Source organism: Microbacterium sp. CCNWLW41 (genome assembly GCF_037083505.1).
The window spans coordinates 120,260-141,913 of the sequence record NZ_JBAOJP010000013.1 but is presented as its reverse complement, the minus strand read 5'-3'; the positions used below and the strand labels follow the sequence as shown (position 1 = coordinate 141,913).

Below are 21,654 nucleotides of genomic sequence, written 5' to 3'. Positions count from 1 at the left end.
TCGTGCTACCCTCTCCTGTACGCCGTACATAACGGCGCATAGAAAGGAGTGAGGATGTCGAACGACACGGCGGTCCTGCTGGAAGGGGTCCGCAAGACCTTCCGGGGATCGAAGGCGGGTCCTGTGCTGGACGGACTCGACCTGCAGGTCGCACGCGGGGATGTGCACGGGCTCCTCGGTCCCAACGGGGCGGGCAAGACGACGGCGGTCCGCATCATGACGACGCTGCTGAGCCCGGATGCCGGGAGTGTGCGCGTCGCCGGGGCGGACGCCGTGCGCCAGCCCGCGCGGGTCCGTGCGCGAATCGGTCTGGTAGGACAGCACGCGGCGGTCGACGAAGCGCTGACCGGGAGGCAGAACCTCGTGATGTTCGCTCGGCTCAACCGCTACCGGCCGAGGACCGCCGCGCGGCGCGCCGACGAGCTGCTGGAGCGATTTGGGCTCGAGGAGGCCGCCGACCGCCCGGTGAAGACGTACTCCGGCGGCATGCGGCGACGGGTGGATCTCGCCGCCGGGCTCCTCACCGCTCCCGAAGTGCTGTTCGTGGACGAGCCGACGACGGGGCTCGACCCGGGTGTCCGCCAGGAGGTGTGGAGCGCGATCAGGGACCTCGTCCGGGGCGGCACCACTGTTCTGCTGACCACCCAGTACCTGGAGGAGGCGGATCAGCTCGCGACCCGGATCTCGATGCTCGGAGGTGGGCGTGTAGTCGCGGAGGGCAGTCCTGCGCAGCTCAAGGCGCGCGTCGGCGACGACTGGCTGGAGGTCGCTCCCGCCTCCCCCGCCGACATCGGTGCGTTGCGGGGCGTCCTGGCCGCGTGGTCTTCCGGCGAGATCACCGAGGAGGACGGCATCGTCCGCGTGCCGCTCGTCGACCGGGCGACGTCGCTGATCGGCGCGTCGGCCGCGCTGCGGGACGCCGGTCTCGGCGTCCGGGACATCGCCGTGCGCACGCCGACCCTGGACGAGGTGTTCCTCCAAGTCACCGGTCGCTCCGCCCGGGTGCCCGGGGACGAACCCGTCTTGGAGGCCGTCGTCGACGGCGAGGAGACTGCGCCGCTCGCCCAGGAGGGAGCCCGATGAGCGCCGTCGCCCCCGCCTCCGTTCTGCCGGACGCCTCGGAGTCGTCCTTCGCCCGAGCCGTCGCCGACACCTGGACCATCACGCGCCGGGACCTCCAGCACTGGCGCCATCTTCTCGGCGCGCGCGTGTTCGGATGGCTGTGGCCGATCATCCTCATGGCTCTGTTCCTCGGGCTGATCGGCGGGGCCCTGAGCGGCGAGGTCGGCGGACGCTACATCGACTTCGTCATGCCCGGTGTCCTGGCGATGACCGTCTTCCTCGGTCTGGAGGGTACGATGGCCGCCGTCAGTCAAGACGCCTCACGCGGGATCACAGACCGTTTCCGGTCCTTGCCGATGAGCGGGATCGCGGTGGTCGGCGGCAGATGCGTCGCGGATCTGCTGGACTCGTTGATCACCCTGGGGGTCGTCGTCGCCGGAGGACTCCTGTTCGGCTGGCGACCCGACACCACCGTGCCGCAGGCGCTCGCCGTCGGCGGGCTTCTCCTCCTGCTGCGCGTCGCGATGCTCTGGGTCGGGATCTTCGTGGGGCTCAAGGCGTCGACCCCGGAAGCGCTCATGCCGGTCAACCTCCTGGTCTGGCCGATCCTGTTCTTCTCCAGCGTGTTCATCGACACCTCCACGATGCCGCGGTGGCTCGGCCTGATCGCGGAGGCGAACCCGCTCTCGGCCACCGCCACGACGGTCCGCGCGCTCCTCGGCGCCCCCGTGGTCGGAGGGGAGGGGTGGCTCGTCGACAACGCTCCGCTGCTCGCGATCGTCTGGCCGCTGCTGATCATCGCCGTCTTCCTGCCGCTCGCCGTGTCGACGTACCGGCATCTTCGCCGTTGAGCGCGCCCCTGTGCTCCGCGGCATCGTCCGCGGAGCACAGGGCGTGAGCGCACCTCTCCGGCGCACGCGCCGGTTCGTCGGAATTGGTGTGCATTTCTGTCGCTTGGTGACGCGCATCGCCGCCGGATAGGTTCGGTGCAGGGCAGAAGAGCGATCACGGCGAGGCGAGGGAGAGGGAGATGTCGACATCGAGCGGATCTGCGGCTGGCGTGCCATCGGGAATGACGACCGCGACGACGGTGAGCCGTGGCGAGGGCGTTCTCCTCGAGCCGACCGTCCCGCCGCCGCTGCGCTACAAGATCGGGCTCTTCGTCTCGATGCTTCTGTTCTTCGTGGCCCTGTTGGGCCCGGCGATCATCGGCATCGGATTGAAGGTCCAAGCGATCGTCCCCGACGCGGAGAAGGCGAGTGCGCTCGGACTCGTTGCCGGGGTCGGCGCGCTCGGGGCGCTGGTGGCCAACGTCGTCTTCGGGCGGCTGTCGGATCGCACGACGCTGCGGTGGGGAAGGCGTCGCCCGTGGATCGTCGCCGGCACGGCGGTGATGACGGTCGGGCTCCTCGTTCTCGCCCTCGCCCCGAACCTCCCGACGGCGACGGTCGGGTGGCTCGTGACCCAGCTCGGCGCGAACGCGACGCTGGCGCCGTTCGTCGCGACGATCGCCGATCAGGCGCCGAAAGCTCAGCGTGCGAGTATCTCCGCGCTGCTGGGCATGGCGCAGAACATCGGGATCCTCGGCGGCACGTACGTCGCCGAGCTGTTCATGGGGAACATGATCGTGATGTTCGTCGTCCCCGCGGTGGTGTCGATCGCGGGCATGGCGGTGTTCGCGATCGTGCTGCCGGACAGGGCGCTCCCGACGGCACCGCCGTCGATGACCCTCCGTCAGTGGGCGGAGACGTTCTGGGTCAGTCCGCGCAGGAACCCGGACTACGCGTTGGCCTGGTGGTCCCGTTTCCTCATCACCCTCGCGACGTTCATGTTCACGACGTACCGGCTCTTCTTCCTCCAGGACCGTCTGGATCTGAGTGAGGGACAGGCGGTGAGCGCGATCACCGTCGGCGTCCTCGTCTACACGGTCGCCCTGGTGGCCTCGGCATGGATCGCCGGGAAGATCAGTGACCGGATCGGCCGCAGGAAGCTCTTCGTGTTCGGTTCGACGGCCCTGTTCGCCGCGGGGACGGTGCTGCTCCTGTTCGCCCACGACCTGACGACGTTCTATCTCGTCGAGGTCCTGCTCGGCTTCTCGTACGGCATCTACGTCGGCGTGGACCTGGCGCTCGTGGTCGATGTGCTTCCCAACCCCGACGACGCGGGCAAGGACCTCGGCGTGTTCAACATGGCCAACGCGATGCCGCAGTCGATCGCCCCGCCCCTGGCGGCGTTCCTGCTCGGCGTCGGTTCGGCGACCGGTCAGAACTACGAGCTGATGCTCTGGATCGCGGGGCTGCTTGCGCTGGTGGGAGCGTTCGTGGTCCTCCCGATCAAGCAGGTGCGGTGACGTCAGCACCGGTCGTTGAGCGAGCGCTCACCGGTCGTTGAGCGAGCGCAGCGAGACGAAACGTCCCCGGCCCGATCAGGCTGTCAGGCCGTGCGCCTCGGCGACGGCCGGCACCGTGATGCGACCGTCGCGGACGTTGAGACCCTTCGCGAGCGCGGCGTCGTCCTCGGCGGCACGGTCCCAGCCCTTGCCTGCGATCGCCGAGACGTAGGGGAGCGTGGCGTTGGTGAGTGCGCGCGTCGCCGTCTCCGGCACCGCTCCCGGCATGTTCGCGACGCAGTAGTAGATCGAGTCGTGCACGGCGAAGGTGGGGTCGTCGTGGGTGGTGGGGCGCGACCCCTCGAAGCAACCGCCCTGGTCGATCGCGATGTCCACGAGCACCGAGCCGGGCTTCATGCCCGCGACCATCTCGTCGGTGACGAGCTTGGGCGCCGCGGCGCCGGGGATCAGCACCGAGCCGATCACGAGATCGGCGGTGGCGAGCTCCTCGGCGATGGCGTAGCGGCTCGAGGCGCGCGTCTGCAGCGCCCCGCCGTAACGGTGCTCGAGCTCGCGCAGGCGAGGGAGCGAGATGTCGATCACGGTCACCTGCGAGCCCAGGCCGAGCGCGTTCGCCGCGGCGTGCTCGCCGGCGACGCCGCCCCCGATCACGACCGTCTTGGCGCGCGGGGTGCCGGCGATGCCGCCGAGCAGCATGCCGCGGCCGCCGTTCGAACGCAGCAGCGAATAGGAGCCCATCGTCACCGACAGGCGGCCGGCGATCTCGCTCATCGGCACGAGCAGGGGCAGGCTGCGATCGGGCAGCTGCACGGTCTCGTACGCGACGGCCGTCGTGCCCGCCTCGACCAGGGCGGTGGTGAGCGCGCGGTCGGCGGCCAGGTGGAGGTAGGTGAACAGGGTGAGGTCGGAGCGCAGGAAGCCGTACTCCTGCGCGATCGGCTCCTTCACCTTGAGCAGCAGGTCGGCCGCGCCCCACGCCTCCTCGGCGGTGTCGACGATCTCGGCGCCGGCGGCGCGGTACGCGTCGTCGGCGATGCCCGACCCCCGTCCCGCCCCGGACTGCACCAGCACCCGGTGCCCCTCGTGGACGAGCCGGTCGGCTCCGGCCGGCGTGAGCGCGACACGGTTCTCGTTGTTCTTGACCTCGGTGGGGACAGCGATCCTCATCGATCCTCCTGGTGGCGATTTTGTCGTCCTGACGGCGATTTTGTCGTCGCATAGCATCGCAGGAAAACGCGGACGGGTACATATTCTCCGCAGAACCTTCGACATGAGCAGCGTATCCGGAAGAATCATTCGCATGGATGACTCTTCTGGGGAAATGGCGCCGAACCCTCTTCGGGCGCCCGCGCTGGATGCCGTCGATGCGCGGATCGTGGACCTCGTCTCGACGAACGGGAGGATCACGAACGCCGAGCTCGCCGCGCGGCTGGGCATCGCGCCGTCGACCGCGCACGCGCGACTCCGGTCGCTCACGGAGCGGGGCGTGATCACCGGCTTCCACGCCAGCGTGGACGAGAAGCTGCTGGGAGCCGGACTTCAGGCGATCATCGGGGTGACGCTGCGTCCCGGCGCTCGCCGCGAGAGCATCGTCACGTTCGAGGATCGCGTCCGTGCGCTGCCGCAGGTGATCCAGATGTTCTTCCTCGGGGGTCACGACGACTTCCTGCTCCACATCGCGGTCGCCGATTCCGAGCAGATGCGCGCGTTCGTCGTCGATCACCTCTCGGCGCAGAGCAGCGTCGCCTCGACCCGGACGAGCATCATCTTCGACTATCACCGCAACTCCGTCGCGGCGTCCTTCTGAGCCGCCGCGTGCGGCCTCGGCGCGTGCGGCTTCAGCCGGCGGGCCGCGCGGCTGCCACGGCGGCACGGATCTCGTCGTGCGGGAGCGCGAAGCTCGCGTGGCCGTCACGGCCGACCATGTCCCGTGCCGCCACCAGCGCGTTCATCACGGCCTCCTCCGTCGCCTCGACCACGGCCGCGTACAGCGGGTCGATCGCCCCCCACGGCGTCGCGGCGATCGTCGTCATCGAGCGCGTCTCACCCATCGACGAGCGGAGCCCGTCGGCATCCGCGGTCGAGAAGGCGAGGAAGATGTCGCCGGAGAAGTGCCCGCCCGTCGTCCCGGTCCTGGCCAGGCCCAGCGGCACGCGTCGGGCCAACGCCGCGCACTGCGACGGCAGGAGCGGGGCGTCGGTGGCCACGATCGCGATGACGCTGCCGGCACCGGGCGCCGCGGCGACACGGGCGTCGTCCGCGTCGAGCCAGGGCTCCGCAGCCATCGGGCACGGCGCGGCCGAGCCGCGCCCGAGGTCCATGCCGCGCAGGCGCAGCTCGTGACGGGCGCCGAAGTTCGCCTGGAGCAGCACCCCCACGGTGCGCGGTGCGCCGAGAACGTCCACGACGCGTGAGGCGGTGCCGATCCCGCCCTTGAACCCGTAGCAGTTCATCCCGGTCCCGCCGCCGACGTTTCCCTCGCCGACTCGCCCGCCGCTGGCGACGTCGAGCGCTCGCCGGGCGTGCTCCGGGCGGACGTGGCCGCCGTTGATGTCGTGCAGATACCCGTCCCAGGTCTCTCCGACGACCGGCAGCATCCACCGGTTGGCGAGCCGCGGCGCATGATCGGCCAGCCAGGAGTCCACGCCGCTGTGGCAGGCGCCGACCGCGTGGGAGGAGGTGGTGATGATCGGCGTCTCCAGCAGGCCAGACTCGTCGATCCAGGCGCGCCCGGTGAGCTCTCCGTTGCCGTTGAGCACCGCCGTCCCTGCGGCGCACGGCGCCTCCAGCGCCTTCTTCCCGCGGGGAAGCACCGCCGTGACCCCCGTGCGCACCGGGCCCTCGCCGCGGCGCAGGGGACCGTCGCCCGAGATGAGCGTGACATGGCCGACCTCGACGCCGGCCACGTCCGTGATCGCGTTGGCCGGACCGGGGCGTCCGTCGAACGGGAGACCGAGGTCGCGGGCGCGGGGGGAGGGCGGGGCTGGCTGCATGCGTCCATTCTTGGCGTGCGCAGACATTGAACGCAAGTGCAGCACTTGTGAGAACTTCGCTGGAGACCATTGACACCCTCTCCATGAGTGAATTAAATGAGTGTTCAAATTCGTCCGATGTGGAACGAGAGGGCCCGCGATGACCGAGCTTCAGCATGAGACGGCACGACCCGGGGTGCAGAGGCTTCCCGGCGGAAGGCTCGGCGTGTTCGCCGTCGTCTGCCTGGTGGTCTCCGCCGCTGCACCGCTCACCGTCGCCGCCAGCGCGGGCGCCACGTCCTACCGCCTCGGCGGGCTCGGCGGCCCCCTGGCGATGCTCGTGTGCGCCGTCGTGCTGATCTGCTTCTCGTTCGGCTTCACGGCGATGAGCGGCCACGTCACCAACTCCGCGGCGTTCTACGCGTACGTCGGCAAGGGGTTCGGGCGACCCGCAGGCCTCGGCGTCGCCGCGGTGACGACCTTCGCCTACGTCGTGCTCACCTGCAGCTTCTACGGCTTCATCGGCTTCTTCACGGCGATCGGCATGCGCACGATCTTCGGGATCGAGGTGCACTGGTTCGTCGGATCGGCCCTCGCCTGGGGCGTGGTCACGTTCCTCGGGCATCGCAGCGCCGAGGCGGGGGCGCGGGTCCTCGCGGTGATCCTCACGGGCGAGGTCGGGATCCTCGTCATCCTGTCCGTCGCCGCGCTCGTCAACGGGGGCCCCGAGCCGATGTCCCTCGGGTCCTACCAGCCGGGGCTCCTGTTCGTCCCCGGTGCCGCGGCGCTCTTCGTCCTCGGGTTCGGGGCGTTCGTCGGGTTCGAGGGGACCGCGATCTACGCCGAGGAGGCCAAGCGCCCGAAGCGGACCGTCCCGCTGGCGACCTACATCGCAGTGGGGTTCCTCGGCGTCTTCTACTCGTTCGTGTTCTGGATCTACACGGTCGCGTTCGGCGTCGAGGGCGTGCTCCTCGCGGCGCAGGAGGACGACTTCCAGGACATGATCTTCATCGCCTCCACCACGTATCTCGGCGACTGGGCGGCGAAGGTGATCGCGGTCCTCGTCGTCACGAGCTTCCTGGCCTGCGTGCTCGCGTTCCACAACTCCTCGGCGCGGTACATCTTCTCGCTCGGGCGCGACCGTGTTCTCCCCGCGTACCTCGGCGATGTCCACCCGCGCCACGGATCCCCGTCGAAGGCCAGCCTGACGGTCTCGTGCATCGCCGCGGTGCCGTTGATCGTCGTCGCGGTCACTGGCGCCGACGTGTTCCTCGTCTTCGGGCTCATCGCCTACGCGATCGGGGTGGCGGCGATCATCTTCGCGCAGGCCGTCGCGGCGCTCGCCGTCGTCGGCTACTTCGCGAGGGATCGCCGCGGCCACAGCCCGTGGCGGGTGCTGATCGCGCCGTCGATCGGTGCGCTCGGCCTCACGGTCGCCTGGATCGCGATCGTGGCGAACTTCTCCATCATCAGCGGGCTGGAGGGGGCCTGGCAGAACATCGCCCTGATCCTGCCGACCCCGATCCTCTTCGTCGTCGGCATCCTGCTGGCGAACCGCTGGCGTCGCACCGACCCCGCGCGCTTCGACGGGCTGGCTCAGGACATCGGGACGACGACTATCGTTGTTGACCGTGTCGAGTGAGCGACGACGGCGAGAGCTGCTGGAGGCCGCCATCCGGGTGGTGTCCCGCGGTGACGCGTCCTCGCTGAGCGCCCGCGCGGTCGCGGAGGAGGCGGGGGTGAGCCCGGGCTCCGTCATCTATCACTACGGCGACATGGACTCGCTCGTCAGCGCGGCGCTCGTGAGCGTGATCGAGCAGTACGTGGACCTCCGGCGCCAGGCGATCATGACGGTCACGGATCCCGTGGAGCGGTTGCGGCTGCTCATCGACACCGGGGTGCCGGAGAAGGTCGACGGCGCACTGCGGTTCATCTACGAGCACATCGATCATGCGCGCACCCATCCGGAACGCGCGTCCCTGCACCGCGCCGTGGTGGAGCGGCAGATCGACCTGTACGAGGCGACCATCGACCTCGGCGTCGCCACGAACGCGTTCCGTCCGGAGCTGCCACACCGCCGGATCGCGACGACGCTGGTGGCCCTCGAGGACGGGTTCGACCTCTGGGCCCTCATCGGGTTCCAGGACCGTGTCGAGGAGCACCGGGAGATCCTCCGCGTCATGGCGTCGCGCCTGCTCGCCGTCACGCTTTGACCGTTCGGCTGATCCTCGCCTTCCTATCTTGTGGAGTGCGATCACGCGCATTCACCGTGACTCTCGTTTGCGACCGTCATACCAATGTGCCAGAAGTCTTGCCTTCTGACCTGGATGTTTGGGATTGTTTCGCGATCCGATTCACTGGCATGCTGAACTCCCAAGGAACGGATCGATCGAGGGGGACCGATGCCTCGGAACGGGAAACGCACGTCGCCGACAGCCCATGTCCGCACGCGCGGAGGAAAGACTCGTGTCGCGAGTCTGATGGTCGCGGCACTCGCACTGGTGGTCGCCAACGTCGGAGGGTTCGCCGTTCCGGCCAACGCCGCCGAGCCGTTCGACGATGCGTATCTCTACGGGACAAGTGCTGGTGCGAACGCGAACGTCTACCGGATTGACCCCGCCTCAGGTGCGGCGACCATCGTCCTCGCCGCGCCGGCAAACCCGGGACTCAACGCGTTGGCGCTGAGCGCCGACGGCAACGCGATGCTGGCGGTGTCGAGTGCGGACATCTTCATGTATGACGCGCCGAGCGAGACCTGGACGCAAACCCCGCGCGTCGCGGGAGATGCCCCGGCATTCACCATGGGCGGGGTGAACTCCGTCACCGGGTACTTCTACTACGGCGGGCTGGTTTCGGGAGATCTCACGACGGCTCGATATGCAGCCTACGACCTGGCGACGAACACCCCGGTGCCGAACGCGCTCACGGTTGTGCTTCCTGGGAACACCGGCAACAACGGCGATGTGGTCTTCGACCAGCAGGGAAACATGTACATCGTCGCGTCCGATCCGGCAACGGGCGAAGGGTCGCAGGTGTGGCGCGTCGACGCCGGGGATGTCTCCACCTCGACGGGAGGCGTCGTCACCGCGACGCGTCTCGGCGACAAGATTCTCGACACTCAGCTCGCCGTCGGCGTCGCTTTCGGGCTGGACGGCTATGCGTACTTTGTCCGAAACGCTGCCGCGGGCGGGAGCGAACTGCTGCGCACGGATCCTGTGACGTTCGGGATCGAGGGCGCGCCGGTGCCTGTCACTCCGTCAGCGGTACGGCTGAACGACCTCGCCTCCAGGGCATTCCAACCCACGGCGCTGGTCAACGTTGACCTCCCTGAGGGGCGATACGCAGCGCGAGACACCGATCAGTTCCACATCACGATGCAGGGACCGGGTTCAGAAGACCCGCTGCTGGAGGCGGAGACCACGGGTGACGAGATCGGTCTTCAGGACCAAGAACAGGGTGAGTACATCGGCCGAATCGCGACCTTCCCCGGGGACACCTTCAGAATCGGGCAAAGCGCGGCGGGAACGACCAACCTCGGGAACTACACGACGACGTGGCAGTGCATCAACATCGGCAACCGGGAAGTTGTCGCCAGCGGTTCCGGTAACAGCGGTTCGTTCTACGTGCCGACGGCACCGGTGATCGATGTCGACTGCACCTTCACCAACATCCCGATCAGCCCGTCTCTGACTCTGGAGAAGTCGGCCGACAAGACCGAGCTCGTCGCGGGCGAGACGATCACGTACTCGTTCCTCGTGACGAACACGGGCAACGTGGCGCTCGACGTCGTGGTGAACGAGGTGTCGTTCACCGGCTCCGGTGACCTGTCGGACGCGGTCTGCGACCCGTCGAACCTCGCGCCGGAGCAGTCCGTCACGTGCACGGCGACATACACGGTGACGCAGGAGGACGTGGATCGCGGATCGGTCGACAACTCCGCGACTGCGACGGGAACTCCGCCGAATGGAGGGGACCCGGTGACGTCCGATCCGTCGGACGTGAGCATCCCGGGCGCTTCGGACCCGGGCATCACGATCGAGAAGTCCGCTCAGGCCGACGACGGCTCCGTGGTGGGCGATCTGTCGCTGGGTGACACCATCACCTACACGTTCGTGGTGACCAACACTGGGAACGTGACGTTGAACGACATCGTGATCAACGAGACCGAGTTCACGGGTTCTGGTGAGATGTCGGACATCGTGTGTGAGGCGACGACGCTGGCTCCGAACCAGAGCACGACCTGCACCGCCACCTACGAGGTGACTCAGGCCGATGTCGACGCGGGGCAGATCGACAACGAGGCCACCGCGACGGGCACCCCGCCGCGCGGTGATCCGGTGACGTCTCCGCCGGACGATGTCACCGTGCCGCAGGAGCAGAACCCGGGCATCAGCCTCGTGAAGTCGGCAGACCCCGAGGCCTACGCGGTCGGTGACACGATCACCTACACCTTCGCGGTGGAGAACACGGGCAACGTCACGCTGAACGACATCGTCATCGACGAAGGCGACTTCAGTGGTTCCGGCGAACTGTCCGACGTCACGTGTGAGGCGACGTCGCTCGCCCCGGGGGCGAGCACGACCTGCACGGCCACTTACGAGGCGACGCAGGCCGATGTCGACGCCGGGTCGATCAGCAACTCCGCGACCGCGACGGGCACCCCGCCGGGTGGCGGGGACCCGATCACCAGCGATCCGTCCGAGGTCCAGGTCACGTCCGACCCGCAGCCGGGCATCGCGATGGTGAAGACCGCGAGCACCGACACGCTGGTCGTGGGTGAGACCATCACTTACACCTTCGCCGTGGAGAACACGGGCAACGTCACGCTGAACGACATCGTGATCGACGAGGGCGAGTTCACCGGCTCCGGCGAGCTGTCGCCGGTGACGTGCGAGCCGACGACGCTCGCCCCGGGTGAGACCGTCGACTGCACCGCCACGTACGTGGTGACGCAGGCCGATGTGGACGCCGGCTCGATCACGAACGCCGCGACCGCCTCGGGTGCGTCGCCGACGGGTGACCCGGTGGATTCGCCTCCGTCCGCGGTGGAGATCACCGCCGACCCCCAGCCGGGCATCGCGCTGGTGAAGTCCGCCGACAAGACCGAGTTGGTCGCCGGCGAGACGATCACTTACTCGTTCACCGTGGAGAACACCGGCAATGTCACCCTGAGCGACGTGGTCGTCAACGAGACCGAGTTCAGTGGCACCGGTGAAATGTCTGAGATCGTGTGCGAACCGAACACGGTCGCTCCCGGAAACACGATCACCTGCACCGCCACCTACGAGGTGACGCAGGAGGACGTGGATCGCGGGTCGATCGAGAACACCGCGACCGCGACGGGCACTCCGCCGGGAGGTGCGGAGCCGATCACGTCGGAGCCGTCCGAGGCGCAGGTTCAGGGTGCCCCGGCGCCGGGTATTTCGATCGTGAAGTCGGCCGACAGGGCTGAGCTCGTCGTTGGTGAGACGATCACCTACTCGTTCGTCGTGACGAACACGGGCAACGTGACGTTGACGGATGTCGCCGTGTCCGAGGGCGAGTTCACCGGGACCGGTGAGCTGTCCGAGGTCGTCTGCGATCCGACCACGCTCGCTCCTGGCGCGTCGGTGACGTGCACGGCGACGTATGTCGTGACGCAAGCCGATGTGGATCGCGGGTCGATCGAGAACACGGCGACCGCGACGGGCACTCCGCCGAACGGCACGCCGGTGGTCTCGGAGCCGTCGGCGGTGCGACTGCCGCAGGATCCTCAGCCGGCCATCGCGATCGTGAAGACGGCCGACACTGAGCAGGTGTCGGAGGTCGGGCAGGTGGTGACCTACTCGTTCACGGTGACCAACACTGGCAACACCACGCTGATGGACGTTCGCGTGGACGACAGCGCGTTCTCCGGCGCGGGAGAGCTGTCGGAGATCTCGTGCCCCGCGGACGCGGCTCGACTGGTGCCGGGACAGACGGTGGTGTGCACGGCGACGTACACGGTGTTGGCGGCCGACCTGACCGGTGACGGGCTCAGCAACGTGGCCGTCGCCGAGGGGACGCCCCCGGGCGGTGAGGCGCCGATCGTCTCGCCGCCGTCGGAGGTCGTGATCGACACGGCCGTCCCGCCGACGCCGACGCCCGCACCGACCGCGCCGGCGCCGAAGCCTCCGGCCCCGGGGCTTCCGGTGACCGGTGGCGAGCTCAGCACGGGGATCGTGCTGCTGGCGCTGCTGCTCCTGGTCGGAGGGGCCGCGCTCGCGGGCGTCGCTCGGCGTCGCCGCACGACGGAGGGCTGACCTCGGCGTCCTCCACGGATGCCCCCGGAGCCCCCGCGCACCGCCGCTGGTGCGAGGGGGCTCCGGCGCGCGCCGCCGGACTTCGTCACGAAAAGCGTTCAATCTTGTCTAGTCAAGCTTGACTATGTTAGCTTGATCTAGCCATCAACGATGAACGGCCGAGAAGGGACCACCATGGCACTCTCCCCTGCGGATAGGACCCGATTCCGCACTGCCGCCACCCTGACGTGTGTTCTCGCTGCCACCCTGACGCTGGGCGCCTGCTCGTCGGCCCAGCCCAGCGCCGGCGGAACCCAGCCCCCGAACGCAGCCGTCGACGCCGACGCCTGCACGAGGAATCAGGACGCGGGCACGATCACCTACATCTCCGGCTACGGCTACTCCGCCAGCGCCGGGCAGCTCGACGTCTTCCTCGCACAGGAGCTCGGCTACTTCGACGAGCTGTGCCTGGACGTGGAGATCAACGCCTCCGGCGCGAACGGGCAGCAGCTCGTCGCCTCCGGGCAGGCGCAGTTCACCGCCCTCGGCTCCGCCTCCGACGTCATGCTCGCGGCGGCGAACAGCAAGAACCTCACGGCCGTCGCGACCTACGGGACGACCCCGCCGTTCTCGATCTTCGGCAATGAGAAGCTCACGAGCCTGAAGGACCTCGAGGGCGGATCGCTCGGCTACTTCATCAACCTCACCCCGATCGCCTCGGCCATGCTGGACAACGCCGGCGTCGACGCGTCGAAGGTCGAGATGATCAAGATGACCAACTACGACCCGACCGTCGTGGTGCGCGAGCAGGTCGACGCCATCGTCGGCTACGCCTCGAACCAGCCGCAGTCCCTCAAGGCACAGGGGCTCCCGTTCAGCGACTTCCTCCCCGAGGACGAGGGCGTGGAGGGCACCTACAACGTCATGGAGGTCAACTCCCGGTTCCTCGCGGAGCACCGCGAGGTCGCCGCCGACTTCATGCGCGCATCCCTCAAGGCCTTGCAGTACTGCCTCGACGAGTCCGACGCCTGCATCGACACCCTCGCGAAGCTCGCCGAGGACAACAACCAGGGCGCCGCCTTCCCGCGCGACCAGCTCGCCCGCACGTGGGCCGTGGAGTCGGAATGGGTGCGCAACAGCAAGGGCGGGAACCCTGGCGTGCAGACCGAGGCCATGTGGGAGCCGGAGTACGCGCTGGTCGAGAAGTACGGGAACGTGAAGTCGGTTCCCGAGATCGCCGAAATGATGGACGCCGACCTCGTCGCCGACCTCTACGACGGCGACGCCCTGATCTGGCCGGAGGCCGGCAAGTGACCGGGCAGGGCGCGGGCGTCGAGGTCCGCGGCGTCACCAAGTCCTTCGGGGTCGACGGGCGCCGGGTCACGGTGCTCGACGACGTCAGCCTCACGATCGGGATGGGGGAGTTCGTCTCCGTCATCGGACCGAGCGGCTGCGGCAAGTCGACCCTGCTGAAAGTGGTCGCGGGCCTCCTCGACGCCGACTCCGGCAGCGTCACGATCGACGGCGAGAGCGTCACGGCGGCCTCGAAGGACAAGAAGATCGGGCTGGTGCCGCAGTCCCCGGCGCTGCTTCCCTGGAAGACGGTGCTGGAGAACGTCCGGCTTCCGCTGACCGTGAACCGCCGGGGGAACGGGGCGGGCGGCGGGGGGTCGCGGACGCTCGGCAACGCCGAGACCCTGTTGTCCACGTTCGGCCTCGGCCACGCGATGAAGAAGTACCCGGGACAGCTCTCCGGAGGCATGCAGCAGCGGGCGGCGATCGCGCGGGCCTTCGTCTTCGATCCCGCGATCATGCTGATGGACGAGCCGTTCTCGGCGCTCGACGAGATGAACCGGGACCTGCAGCGGATCGCCCTGCTGGAGTTCTGGCAGTCCAACCGCAAGGCCGTGATGTTCGTCACCCACTCGGTGCCCGAGGCGATCATGCTGTCCGATCGCATCGTCGTCATGGCAGCGCACCCGGGCCGGATCGCCGAGATCATCGACGTGGACCTGCCGCGGCCGCGCACCGAGGACGCATACGCGACGGATGCGTTCCGCGACCTGGAGAAGACCGTGCGCGGTGCGCTGCGCGCGCAGACGGAGAAGGCGCATGTCTGAGATGACCATCCGAGACACGACGGCGACGCTCGCCACGGCCGAGGCCCGCGGGAGGGGACCCCGCCGGGGCGTCCCCCCGTGGCTGCGCTGGGGCGCGTGGGTGCCCACCCTCATCATGTTCGCGATCGCGGCGCTGCTGTGGCAGGTCGTCGCGGCGACGAATCCCTACGTGCTCCCGAGCCTCGGCGACATCGGGGCCACGCTCGTCGAGGATGCCCCGATGTACGGGTCGAACTTCCTCGTGACGCTCCTGGAGGTCGTCGTCGGGGCCTCGGCCGGGATCATCGCCGGCTTCCTCCTCGCCGTGGTGATGGCCGAGTTCCAGATCATCGAGCGCGCCGTGATGCCGCTGGTCATCATCGTCATGGTGACGCCGATCGTCGCCATCGCCCCGGCGCTCGTGGTCGCGTTCGGCTTCGGCATGGTGCCGAAGTTCATCGTGACGGGACTCGTGGTGTTCTTCCCCATGCTCGTGAACTCGCTCGCGGGCCTCCGTGACGTCGACCAGCGCGCCCTGGACGTCTTCAAGACGCTGCACGCGAGCCGCTGGGAGATCTTCCGCGAGCTCCGCTTCCCCGGCAGCATGCCCTACGTGTTCGCGGGGCTGCGCATCGCTCTGCCGCTCGCGGTGGTCGGCGCCGCCGTCGCGGAGTTCGTCGCGGCCGGCCAGCAGGCCGGGCTCGGATCGCTCGTGACCACCTCGGCGGCGCAGGCCAACCTGCCCGTCACCTGGGCCAGCATCGCCCTGCTGTGCGTGCTGGGCGTCCTCCTCATCGTCCTCCTCGCCCTGGTGCGCAAGCGCGTCCTGTGGTGGAGCGAAGGAGAGGTCACCGCCAAGGGCTGACCTCGCCGTCCGGATGCCGATCCGGGGATACCCGTCCCCGGGTCCGTCCGGCGTGCCCCGCACATGCCCCCGACGGGGCCGGAACAACACAGAAAGGCACGACCATGGCCACGCAGCTCAAGCTCGGACTCTTCGAGAACGCGCAGGCGAACGACTCCGGGACCGCCACCTGGCGCCACCCCGACAACGGCCGCTACCTCTTCGACCGACTCGACTACTGGCGGGACACCGCCCGCATGGTCGAGGACGCCGGATTCGACTTCCTGTTCCTCGCCGACGCCTGGGGGTGGGCGGACGTCGCCGGCGAACGCCCCGACATCTGCTCCGTGGAGGGGCTCGACCTCCCCCGGCTGGACCCGGCGATCGTGCTCGGTGCGCTCATCCCGGAGACCACGCGCCTGGGCCTGGTCGCCACCGGCTCGACGCTGCTCGAGCCGCCCTACGCCTTCGCCCGCCGGATGGCGACCCTCGACATCCTCTCCGGCGGGCGCATCGGCTGGAACATCGTGACCACCGGCACCGCGGACACCGCCGTGCAGGGCTTCGGCGTGCCGATGGTCGGTCACGACGAGCGGTACGCCATGGCCGACGACTTCATGCAGGTCGTCTACAAGCTGTGGGAGCAGGCGTGGGAGGAGGGTGCGCTGGAGCGCGACAAGTCCGGGCGCTTCGCCGATCCGTCCAAGGTGCACCGCATCTCCCATGACGGACCGTACTTCCGCTCGCACGGATACGGCAACACGTCGCGCTCGCCGCAGGGGACGCCCGTGCTCTTCCAGGCGGGGGCCTCTCCGGCGGGGCGCGCCTTCGGCGGCAAGCACGGCGAGGCGATCTTCGTCGGCAGCGGCTCCGTGGAGCAGCTCCGGGCACACTCGACCGCGATCCGGGAGGAGGCGGTGAAGAACGGCCGGGCCGCGGACGACGTGAAGATCATGTCCGCGTTCTCCGCCGTCGTCGGCAGCACCGAGGAGGAGGCGCGGCGCCGATACGCGGAGGTCGCGGACGCGCAGAACCCGGACGTGACCGTCGCCTCCTACGCGTGGTTCACGGGTCTGGACCTCTCCGCCTACGCGCCGGAGACGCCCATGACGGACCTCCGCACGGAGCTGTCGCAGACCCAGGTCGCGCGGTTCGCCGGGAAGACCGTGGGCGACGTTCTCGCGGACTGGCACGCGCACGGCGTGGGTGCACGGCCGATCGTCGGCACCCCGGAGCAGATCGCGGACCGGATGATCGAGCTGGCCGAGGGGGCGGACCTCGACGGGTACCTCTTCTCCCCGGTCATCCCGCCGTCCTCCACCGCGGACTTCATCGAGCACGTCCTGCCGATCCTCAAGGAACGGGGCGCGATCGCCGAGCCGGGAGACGGGCGGCAGACGTTGCGCGAGCGGCTGATCGGCACGCCCACGCCCGCGCTGGCGGACTCGCACGTCGGCTCCTCGTATCGCCGGAGCCCCGCCCTGTCCGAGGCCTGACACGCGTTTCGTCTCGCTGCGCTCGCTCAACGACCGGCACCTGTCCCGCCGGTCGTTGAGCGAGGAGCGCAGCGACGAGTCGAAACGCGCTGAGGCGGGGGTGGGGCGTTTCGTCTCGCTGCGCTCGCTCAACGACCGACACCTCTCCTTCCGGCCGTTGAACCGGGGTGGGGCGTTTCGTCTCGCTGCGCTCGCTCAACGACCGGCGCCTCTCCTACCGGTCGTTGAGCGAGGAGCGCCGCGACGAGTCGAAACGCGCTGACCCGGGGTCAGCGGGCGGGGGAGGCCTCGGCCGGCGTCTCGCCGGCGAAGACGTACTCGCCCGCGCGCAGGCGGTCGAGCAGGGCCAGCGCCCACTCCTTCTCGGCCGTGAGGCGAGCGGTCGACAGGTCGAAGATCTCGCGGACGTACTTCGGCGTGGTCTCCGACCGCAGCGTGTCCTGGACGTGGAAGCCGTTGGCGGTGATGAGCGCGTCGCTCTTGCTGAGGCGGTTCTCGAGCCCCGCGATCACCTCCTGCCGGCTGAGCACGAACATGAAGGAGGCGACCGTCATGATCGCCTCCGTGTCGAACGGGGCGACGTTCCAGAGGTTCTCGCGGAGCATCCGTTGGAGTTCCACCTCACCGGTCGGCGTGATCCGATACGTGGTCCGGGCGGGGCGCTTGCCGTCGGCGACGGTGTCGTTCTCGGCGATGTACCCATCGACCTCCAGCGCGCGCAGGGCGTTGTAGATCGAGCCGGGCTGGATGTGCGCCCACTCGTCGATGTGCCACGTCATCAGCTCGCGGCGCAGGAAGTAGCCGTGCACGGGCTGGAACTGCTTGACCGCTCCGAGGACGACGAGGCGCGTGGTGGACATGGACTCATGCTATCCGGGGTGGGGCGGATCCGTTCAGGTTTGTATGGTCAAGACCAACGCTTGCTTGTATAGTCAAAGTTGACGAAGAAAGGATGTCGAGATGACGACCGTCGCGCACGAAACCCTCTCGCAGGACCGCGCCCTGCGCCGGGCCTTCTCCCTCTACCCCACGGGCGTCGTCGCCCTGGGAGCCCGCATCGAGGGGCGGCTCACCGGTATGGCGGTGAACTCGTTCACATCGGTCTCGCTCGATCCGGCGCTCGTGGCGATCAGCGCGGCCCGCACGTCCAAGACCTGGCCGCTGCTGCGGGACGCCGCCGCGCTCGGCATGAGCGTCCTCGCCGCCCATCAGGAGGCGTTCAGTCGGCGGCTGTCCGCGCGTGAGGGCGACCGGTTCGGGGACCAGGCCCTGCGGGAGACCGAGGGCGGGGCCGTGCTCATCGAGGAGGCCGCCCTGTGGCTCACCTGCCGCCCGCACTCCCGATTCGACGGGGGCGACCATGAGATCGCGCTCTACGAGATCGTCGACGTGACGGTGTTCGACGACGTCGAGCCGCTCGTTTTCCACCAGAGCCGCTACCGCAGCATCGTCGGCGACGCGCCCCGTCCGTGACCGAGGCCGCGTCCGCCATCGTCGGCGTCGTCGTCCCGGGTGACGGACGGGGCCGACTCCTGGGGTTCCCCACGGCGAACCTCCGCTGCGAGGACGCGGCCATCCCGGCGGACGGGATCTACGCGGCGTGGGTCACCGAGCCCGAGCGGGGCATGAGGTGGGAGGCGACCGCCAGCGTCGGGACGAACCCCACCTTCGCGGGAGCTCGCCGACGCCGGCTGGAGGTCCATCTGCACGACGCGGACCTGGATCTGTACGGTCGGCGTCTCGTCGTGGACCTCGTCGCGTTCCTCCGCCCGACGCTCCGTTTCGAGGACGCGGACCAGCTCGTCGCCCAGGCGGTCGACGACGTCCGTCGCAGCCGGCAGGTGCTGTCCATGCACGGACGGGCGCCCTAGACGGGCAGGAGGCTCATCGTCCGGCGCAGGTGGTGTCGGCGGCGGTCTGGCCGTGGGCGTCGACGGGCACCGCGGCGGTGTGCTCGGCGGCGGCGGTGTCGTCGTCGGCGGGTGTGTCGTCGGTGGCGTCGGCCGCGGCGATCTCGTCGGTTCCACCGAGGGTGATGGGACGGTCGTCGCGGAGGGCGGCGAAGAGGGCCTCGGTCTGGTCGGGGACGGGCTCGACCCGGTTCGGGTCGTCGGGGTACTCCTGCACGGGAAGCTGCACGAGCACCATCCGGGTCAGATCCACCCCGGACAGGGCCCCGGCGAGCCCGGCGAGGACCCCCGGATCCGCGAGCGCCTCATCGACCCGCAACGACCGGCTCGCGGCGTCGGCGAGGGAGAACAACGCGACCGGGTTCGTCAACGTCTGCGCGCTCTTCACCTTCCGCGCCAACGCCGACAGATACGTCTGCTGCGTATGGATACGACCCAGATCGCTGCCGTCACCGATCCCGTACCGGGTCCGCACGAACGCCAACGCCTGCTCCCCCTGGACCGTGTGCGACCCCGCCGCCAAGTGCAGCTGCGAGTCCGGATCGTCCACATCCTCCGCCAGACACACCTCGACCCCGCCGACCGCGTTGGTGATGTCGATGAACCCGTCGAAGTTCACCACCACGAAATGATCGACGTCGATCCCGGTCAGCTCCCGCACCACGTCCAGGGTGCAGTACGGGCCGGTATCGAACGCACTGTTGATCTGCGCGACCTCCACCGCCGGCTCCACGTCCCCGTCCGCCGTGGTGCACTCCGGGAACGGCACCATCGTGTCCCGCGGCAGACTCACCAACGTCGCATCCGTATGCGCCGCGTTCACGTGCAGCAGCATCAGCGTGTCCGACCGATCCCCCGCGATGTCGTCATCCCCGTACGACCCGCTGGTCAGCCCGTCCCGCCCGTCCGACCCGATGACGAGCAGATCGATCGGCCCCTCCCAATCCGGGATCTCGACACCCCCACCACCAGGACGCGCCACCACGTTCGCCGCGATGTTCCCCGACACTCGCAGCACCGTCGCCACCGCAAAACCACCCACCGCGACCAGCGCGACGACGAGCGGCGCGGCGATCAACAACACCCGACGCCGACGCCGACGCCGACGCACATCGCGGTGCGATGCCCGCGGCCGCTCGGGTTCGGGCGAGGGGGAGGGGGCAGCGGGCTGGGGCAGGGAGGGGCGTCTCATCGGCAGGCCGTTCGTCGGTGATCGTCGCACGGGGCGCGGATCCTCGATCGGCCCGCGCCACCGCTCCGCGGGGGGAAGCTCCGATGCTCTCATCCGCAGCGCGAGGGACGCTGAGCTTTCCCTGGGTACCCGACCCGGCAGCGGACCCCTCAGCGGATCCTCGGCTCCGCCGCCACCTGCGGCGTCACACTCGGACATCGGATATCCGATGGTTATGGCGCCTATTGACAATGAATGCACCGCACCGAGCCGCCCTAGCATCGGCCCCACGGGCTCGTCGACGGTGTGAGCCGTCGCCGTCGAGGTCGTGTGATTCCCCGCAGTTCTCGCCGAAAGGATGCCGCCATGGCTGTTCGCTCACGTTCCCCGCGTCGCCTGCTCGCCCTGGGCCTGGCCGCGCTCAGCGCGGTCGCGCTGGCCGGCTGCACCTCGAGCGAGGTCGGAGGCGGCGGCGGGGGGACGACAGGACCGGAAGACTCCGGCACGCTGCTGTACTCCGGCTTCGGCGGCAGCTACGAGGAATCCATCCGCGCGGCGGTGTTCGACCCGTTCCGCGCGGAGACCGGTGCCGAGGTGCTCTTCGACACGGACGGCTCGAACGTCGCGAAACTGGCCGAGACCATCGCGGCCGGAGCCACCCCGCCGGATCTCGTCGACACGGAGTCGCGGACCCTGGCGCAGTTCATGGCCGGGGATCTCCTGGAGCCGCTCGATTTCGACGAGCTCGACATCACCGACGTCGCCAGCCAGGAGACCGTCAACGACTACAGCGTGCCCTGGTACCAGTTCTCGCGGAACCTCTTCTGGAACGCCGACGCGTTCCCGAACGGCGGTCCGCAGACGTGGGCCGAGGTCTGGGACGTCGAGAAGTTCCCCGGGACGAGGTCCTTCCCGACCTACCCGACCGGCGTGCTGGAGGTCGCGCTCCTCGCGGACGGGGTGTCCGTCGACGACCTCTATCCGCTGGACATCGACCGCGCCTTCGCCAAGCTCGAGGAGATCAAGCCCAACGCGCTGTTCGGCGGACAGGAGGACGTGGCGATCGCCCAGGGCGAGGTCGTCGCCGGGCTCTACACCCTGGGCCGGATCCGCGACATCCAGTCCGGCGGGGCCAACGTCCAGTACAGCTGGGACGGCGCCGTCGTCTCGGTGCAGTCGCTGACGATCCCTCGGGGCGCGGCGAACCCCGCCCTCGCGCACGAGGCGATCCAGTTCGCCCTGGAGCCCGAGCAGCAGCGGGCGGTCCTGGATGCGCTGAAGTACACCCCGAGCGTGCAGAGCGTGCTCGACGAGCTCACCCCGCAGGAACGGGCGGACCTCCCCGGGACGCCGGAGACCAACGCGGTGTCGTTCTACATCGACGGCGACTGGTACGCCGAGAACTGGGACGAGGTGTCCTCGCGCTGGCAGGAGTTCGTCAACTCCTGATTCCCCCGCCGGACCCCGGCCGGGACCGCCGCCACGTCGGT

At 69.2% G+C, this 21,654-nt stretch carries 18 protein-coding genes; 14 read left to right on the top strand and 4 right to left on the bottom strand.

Annotated elements, in window-relative coordinates; genetic code table 11:
* The first annotated feature begins 54 nt into the window (after positions 1-54).
* The 3 genes from V6R91_RS33110 to V6R91_RS33100 all read left to right on the top strand — a co-directional run bounded on the left by V6R91_RS33110 (position 55) and on the right by V6R91_RS33100 (position 3,412).
* Positions 55-1,083 (top strand): ATP-binding cassette domain-containing protein, encoded by a 1,029-nt coding sequence (locus V6R91_RS33110; RefSeq protein WP_336398868.1) that lies wholly within the window; start codon positions 55-57, stop codon positions 1,081-1,083.
* Positions 1,080-1,913: an ABC transporter permease gene (locus tag V6R91_RS33105; protein ID WP_336398867.1), complete on the top strand. Its 834-nt coding sequence runs from the start codon at positions 1,080-1,082 to the stop codon at positions 1,911-1,913. Before V6R91_RS33110 ends, V6R91_RS33105 begins: the two co-directional genes overlap by 4 nt.
* A 221-nt stretch (positions 1,914-2,134) precedes the next feature.
* Entirely contained in the window at positions 2,135-3,412 is a 1,278-nt protein-coding gene (locus V6R91_RS33100; protein ID WP_336398866.1) for an MFS transporter, read from the top strand.
* 75 nt (positions 3,413-3,487) lie between these two features.
* Here V6R91_RS33100 and ald read toward each other — a convergent pair whose 3' ends face one another.
* On the bottom strand, positions 3,488-4,579 hold the full coding sequence (ald, locus tag V6R91_RS33095) for an alanine dehydrogenase (protein ID WP_231818971.1): 1,092 nt from the start codon (positions 4,577-4,579) through the stop codon (positions 3,488-3,490).
* A 154-nt stretch (positions 4,580-4,733) separates the two neighbouring features.
* Between ald and V6R91_RS33090 the strand changes: the two genes are divergently transcribed.
* Complete coding sequence (locus V6R91_RS33090) at positions 4,734-5,219, top strand: Lrp/AsnC family transcriptional regulator (RefSeq protein WP_336398865.1); 486 nt, start codon at positions 4,734-4,736, stop codon at positions 5,217-5,219.
* A gap of 31 nt (positions 5,220-5,250) precedes the next feature.
* Here the strand turns inward: V6R91_RS33090 and V6R91_RS33085 are convergent, their stop codons facing one another.
* Complete coding sequence (locus tag V6R91_RS33085; protein WP_271062221.1) at positions 5,251-6,405, bottom strand: DmpA family aminopeptidase; 1,155 nt, start codon at positions 6,403-6,405, stop codon at positions 5,251-5,253.
* A gap of 139 nt (positions 6,406-6,544) precedes the next feature.
* On the opposite strand from V6R91_RS33085, the gene V6R91_RS33080 reads away from it, so the two are divergent.
* From V6R91_RS33080 to V6R91_RS33050, 7 genes are all read left to right on the top strand, one after another.
* Complete coding sequence (locus V6R91_RS33080) at positions 6,545-8,026, top strand: APC family permease (protein ID WP_336398864.1); 1,482 nt, start codon at positions 6,545-6,547, stop codon at positions 8,024-8,026.
* Positions 8,016-8,597, top strand: coding sequence for a TetR/AcrR family transcriptional regulator (locus V6R91_RS33075; RefSeq protein ID WP_271062219.1), 582 nt, complete (start codon positions 8,016-8,018; stop codon positions 8,595-8,597). Before V6R91_RS33080 ends, V6R91_RS33075 begins: the two co-directional genes overlap by 11 nt.
* Positions 8,598-8,864: 267 nt before the next feature.
* Positions 8,865-12,665: a DUF7507 domain-containing protein gene (locus V6R91_RS33070; RefSeq protein ID WP_336398863.1), complete on the top strand. Its 3,801-nt coding sequence runs from the start codon at positions 8,865-8,867 to the stop codon at positions 12,663-12,665.
* A 174-nt stretch (positions 12,666-12,839) separates the two neighbouring features.
* Positions 12,840-13,958 carry an ABC transporter substrate-binding protein gene (locus V6R91_RS33065; RefSeq protein ID WP_336398862.1) on the top strand — a complete coding sequence of 373 codons (1,119 nt, stop codon included), beginning with the start codon at positions 12,840-12,842 and terminating at the stop codon, positions 13,956-13,958.
* On the top strand, positions 13,955-14,764 hold the full coding sequence (locus V6R91_RS33060) for an ABC transporter ATP-binding protein (RefSeq protein ID WP_271061909.1): 810 nt from the start codon (positions 13,955-13,957) through the stop codon (positions 14,762-14,764). Before V6R91_RS33065 ends, V6R91_RS33060 begins: the two co-directional genes overlap by 4 nt.
* Positions 14,757-15,608, top strand: a complete 852-nt coding sequence (locus tag V6R91_RS33055) for an ABC transporter permease (protein WP_336398861.1) — start codon at positions 14,757-14,759, stop codon at positions 15,606-15,608. The genes V6R91_RS33060 and V6R91_RS33055 overlap by 8 nt, the downstream gene beginning before the upstream one ends.
* A 104-nt stretch (positions 15,609-15,712) precedes the next feature.
* Entirely contained in the window at positions 15,713-17,083 is a 1,371-nt protein-coding gene (locus V6R91_RS33050) for an NtaA/DmoA family FMN-dependent monooxygenase (RefSeq protein WP_336398860.1), read from the top strand.
* Positions 17,084-17,352: 269 nt separating this feature from the next.
* Here V6R91_RS33050 and V6R91_RS33045 read toward each other — a convergent pair whose 3' ends face one another.
* Entirely contained in the window at positions 17,353-17,943 is a 591-nt protein-coding gene (locus tag V6R91_RS33045; RefSeq protein ID WP_067242947.1) for a PadR family transcriptional regulator, read from the bottom strand.
* A gap of 100 nt (positions 17,944-18,043) precedes the next feature.
* Here V6R91_RS33045 and V6R91_RS33040 point away from each other — a divergent pair, with 100 nt between their 5' ends.
* Both V6R91_RS33040 and V6R91_RS33035 read left to right on the top strand, forming a co-directional pair.
* On the top strand, positions 18,044-18,556 hold the full coding sequence (locus tag V6R91_RS33040) for a flavin reductase family protein (protein WP_067242948.1): 513 nt from the start codon (positions 18,044-18,046) through the stop codon (positions 18,554-18,556).
* Positions 18,553-18,954 carry a riboflavin kinase gene (locus V6R91_RS33035; protein WP_271061913.1) on the top strand — a complete coding sequence of 134 codons (402 nt, stop codon included), beginning with the start codon at positions 18,553-18,555 and terminating at the stop codon, positions 18,952-18,954. The genes V6R91_RS33040 and V6R91_RS33035 overlap by 4 nt, the downstream gene beginning before the upstream one ends.
* Before the next feature lie 13 nt (positions 18,955-18,967).
* Here the strand turns inward: V6R91_RS33035 and V6R91_RS33030 are convergent, their stop codons facing one another.
* Positions 18,968-20,077, bottom strand: coding sequence for an LCP family protein (locus V6R91_RS33030; RefSeq protein WP_271061914.1), 1,110 nt, complete (start codon positions 20,075-20,077; stop codon positions 18,968-18,970).
* Between the two features lie 453 nt (positions 20,078-20,530).
* Between V6R91_RS33030 and V6R91_RS33025 the strand changes: the two genes are divergently transcribed.
* Positions 20,531-21,613, top strand: a complete 1,083-nt coding sequence (locus V6R91_RS33025) for an ABC transporter substrate-binding protein (RefSeq protein ID WP_271061915.1) — start codon at positions 20,531-20,533, stop codon at positions 21,611-21,613.
* Positions 21,614-21,654: the final 41 nt, after the last annotated feature.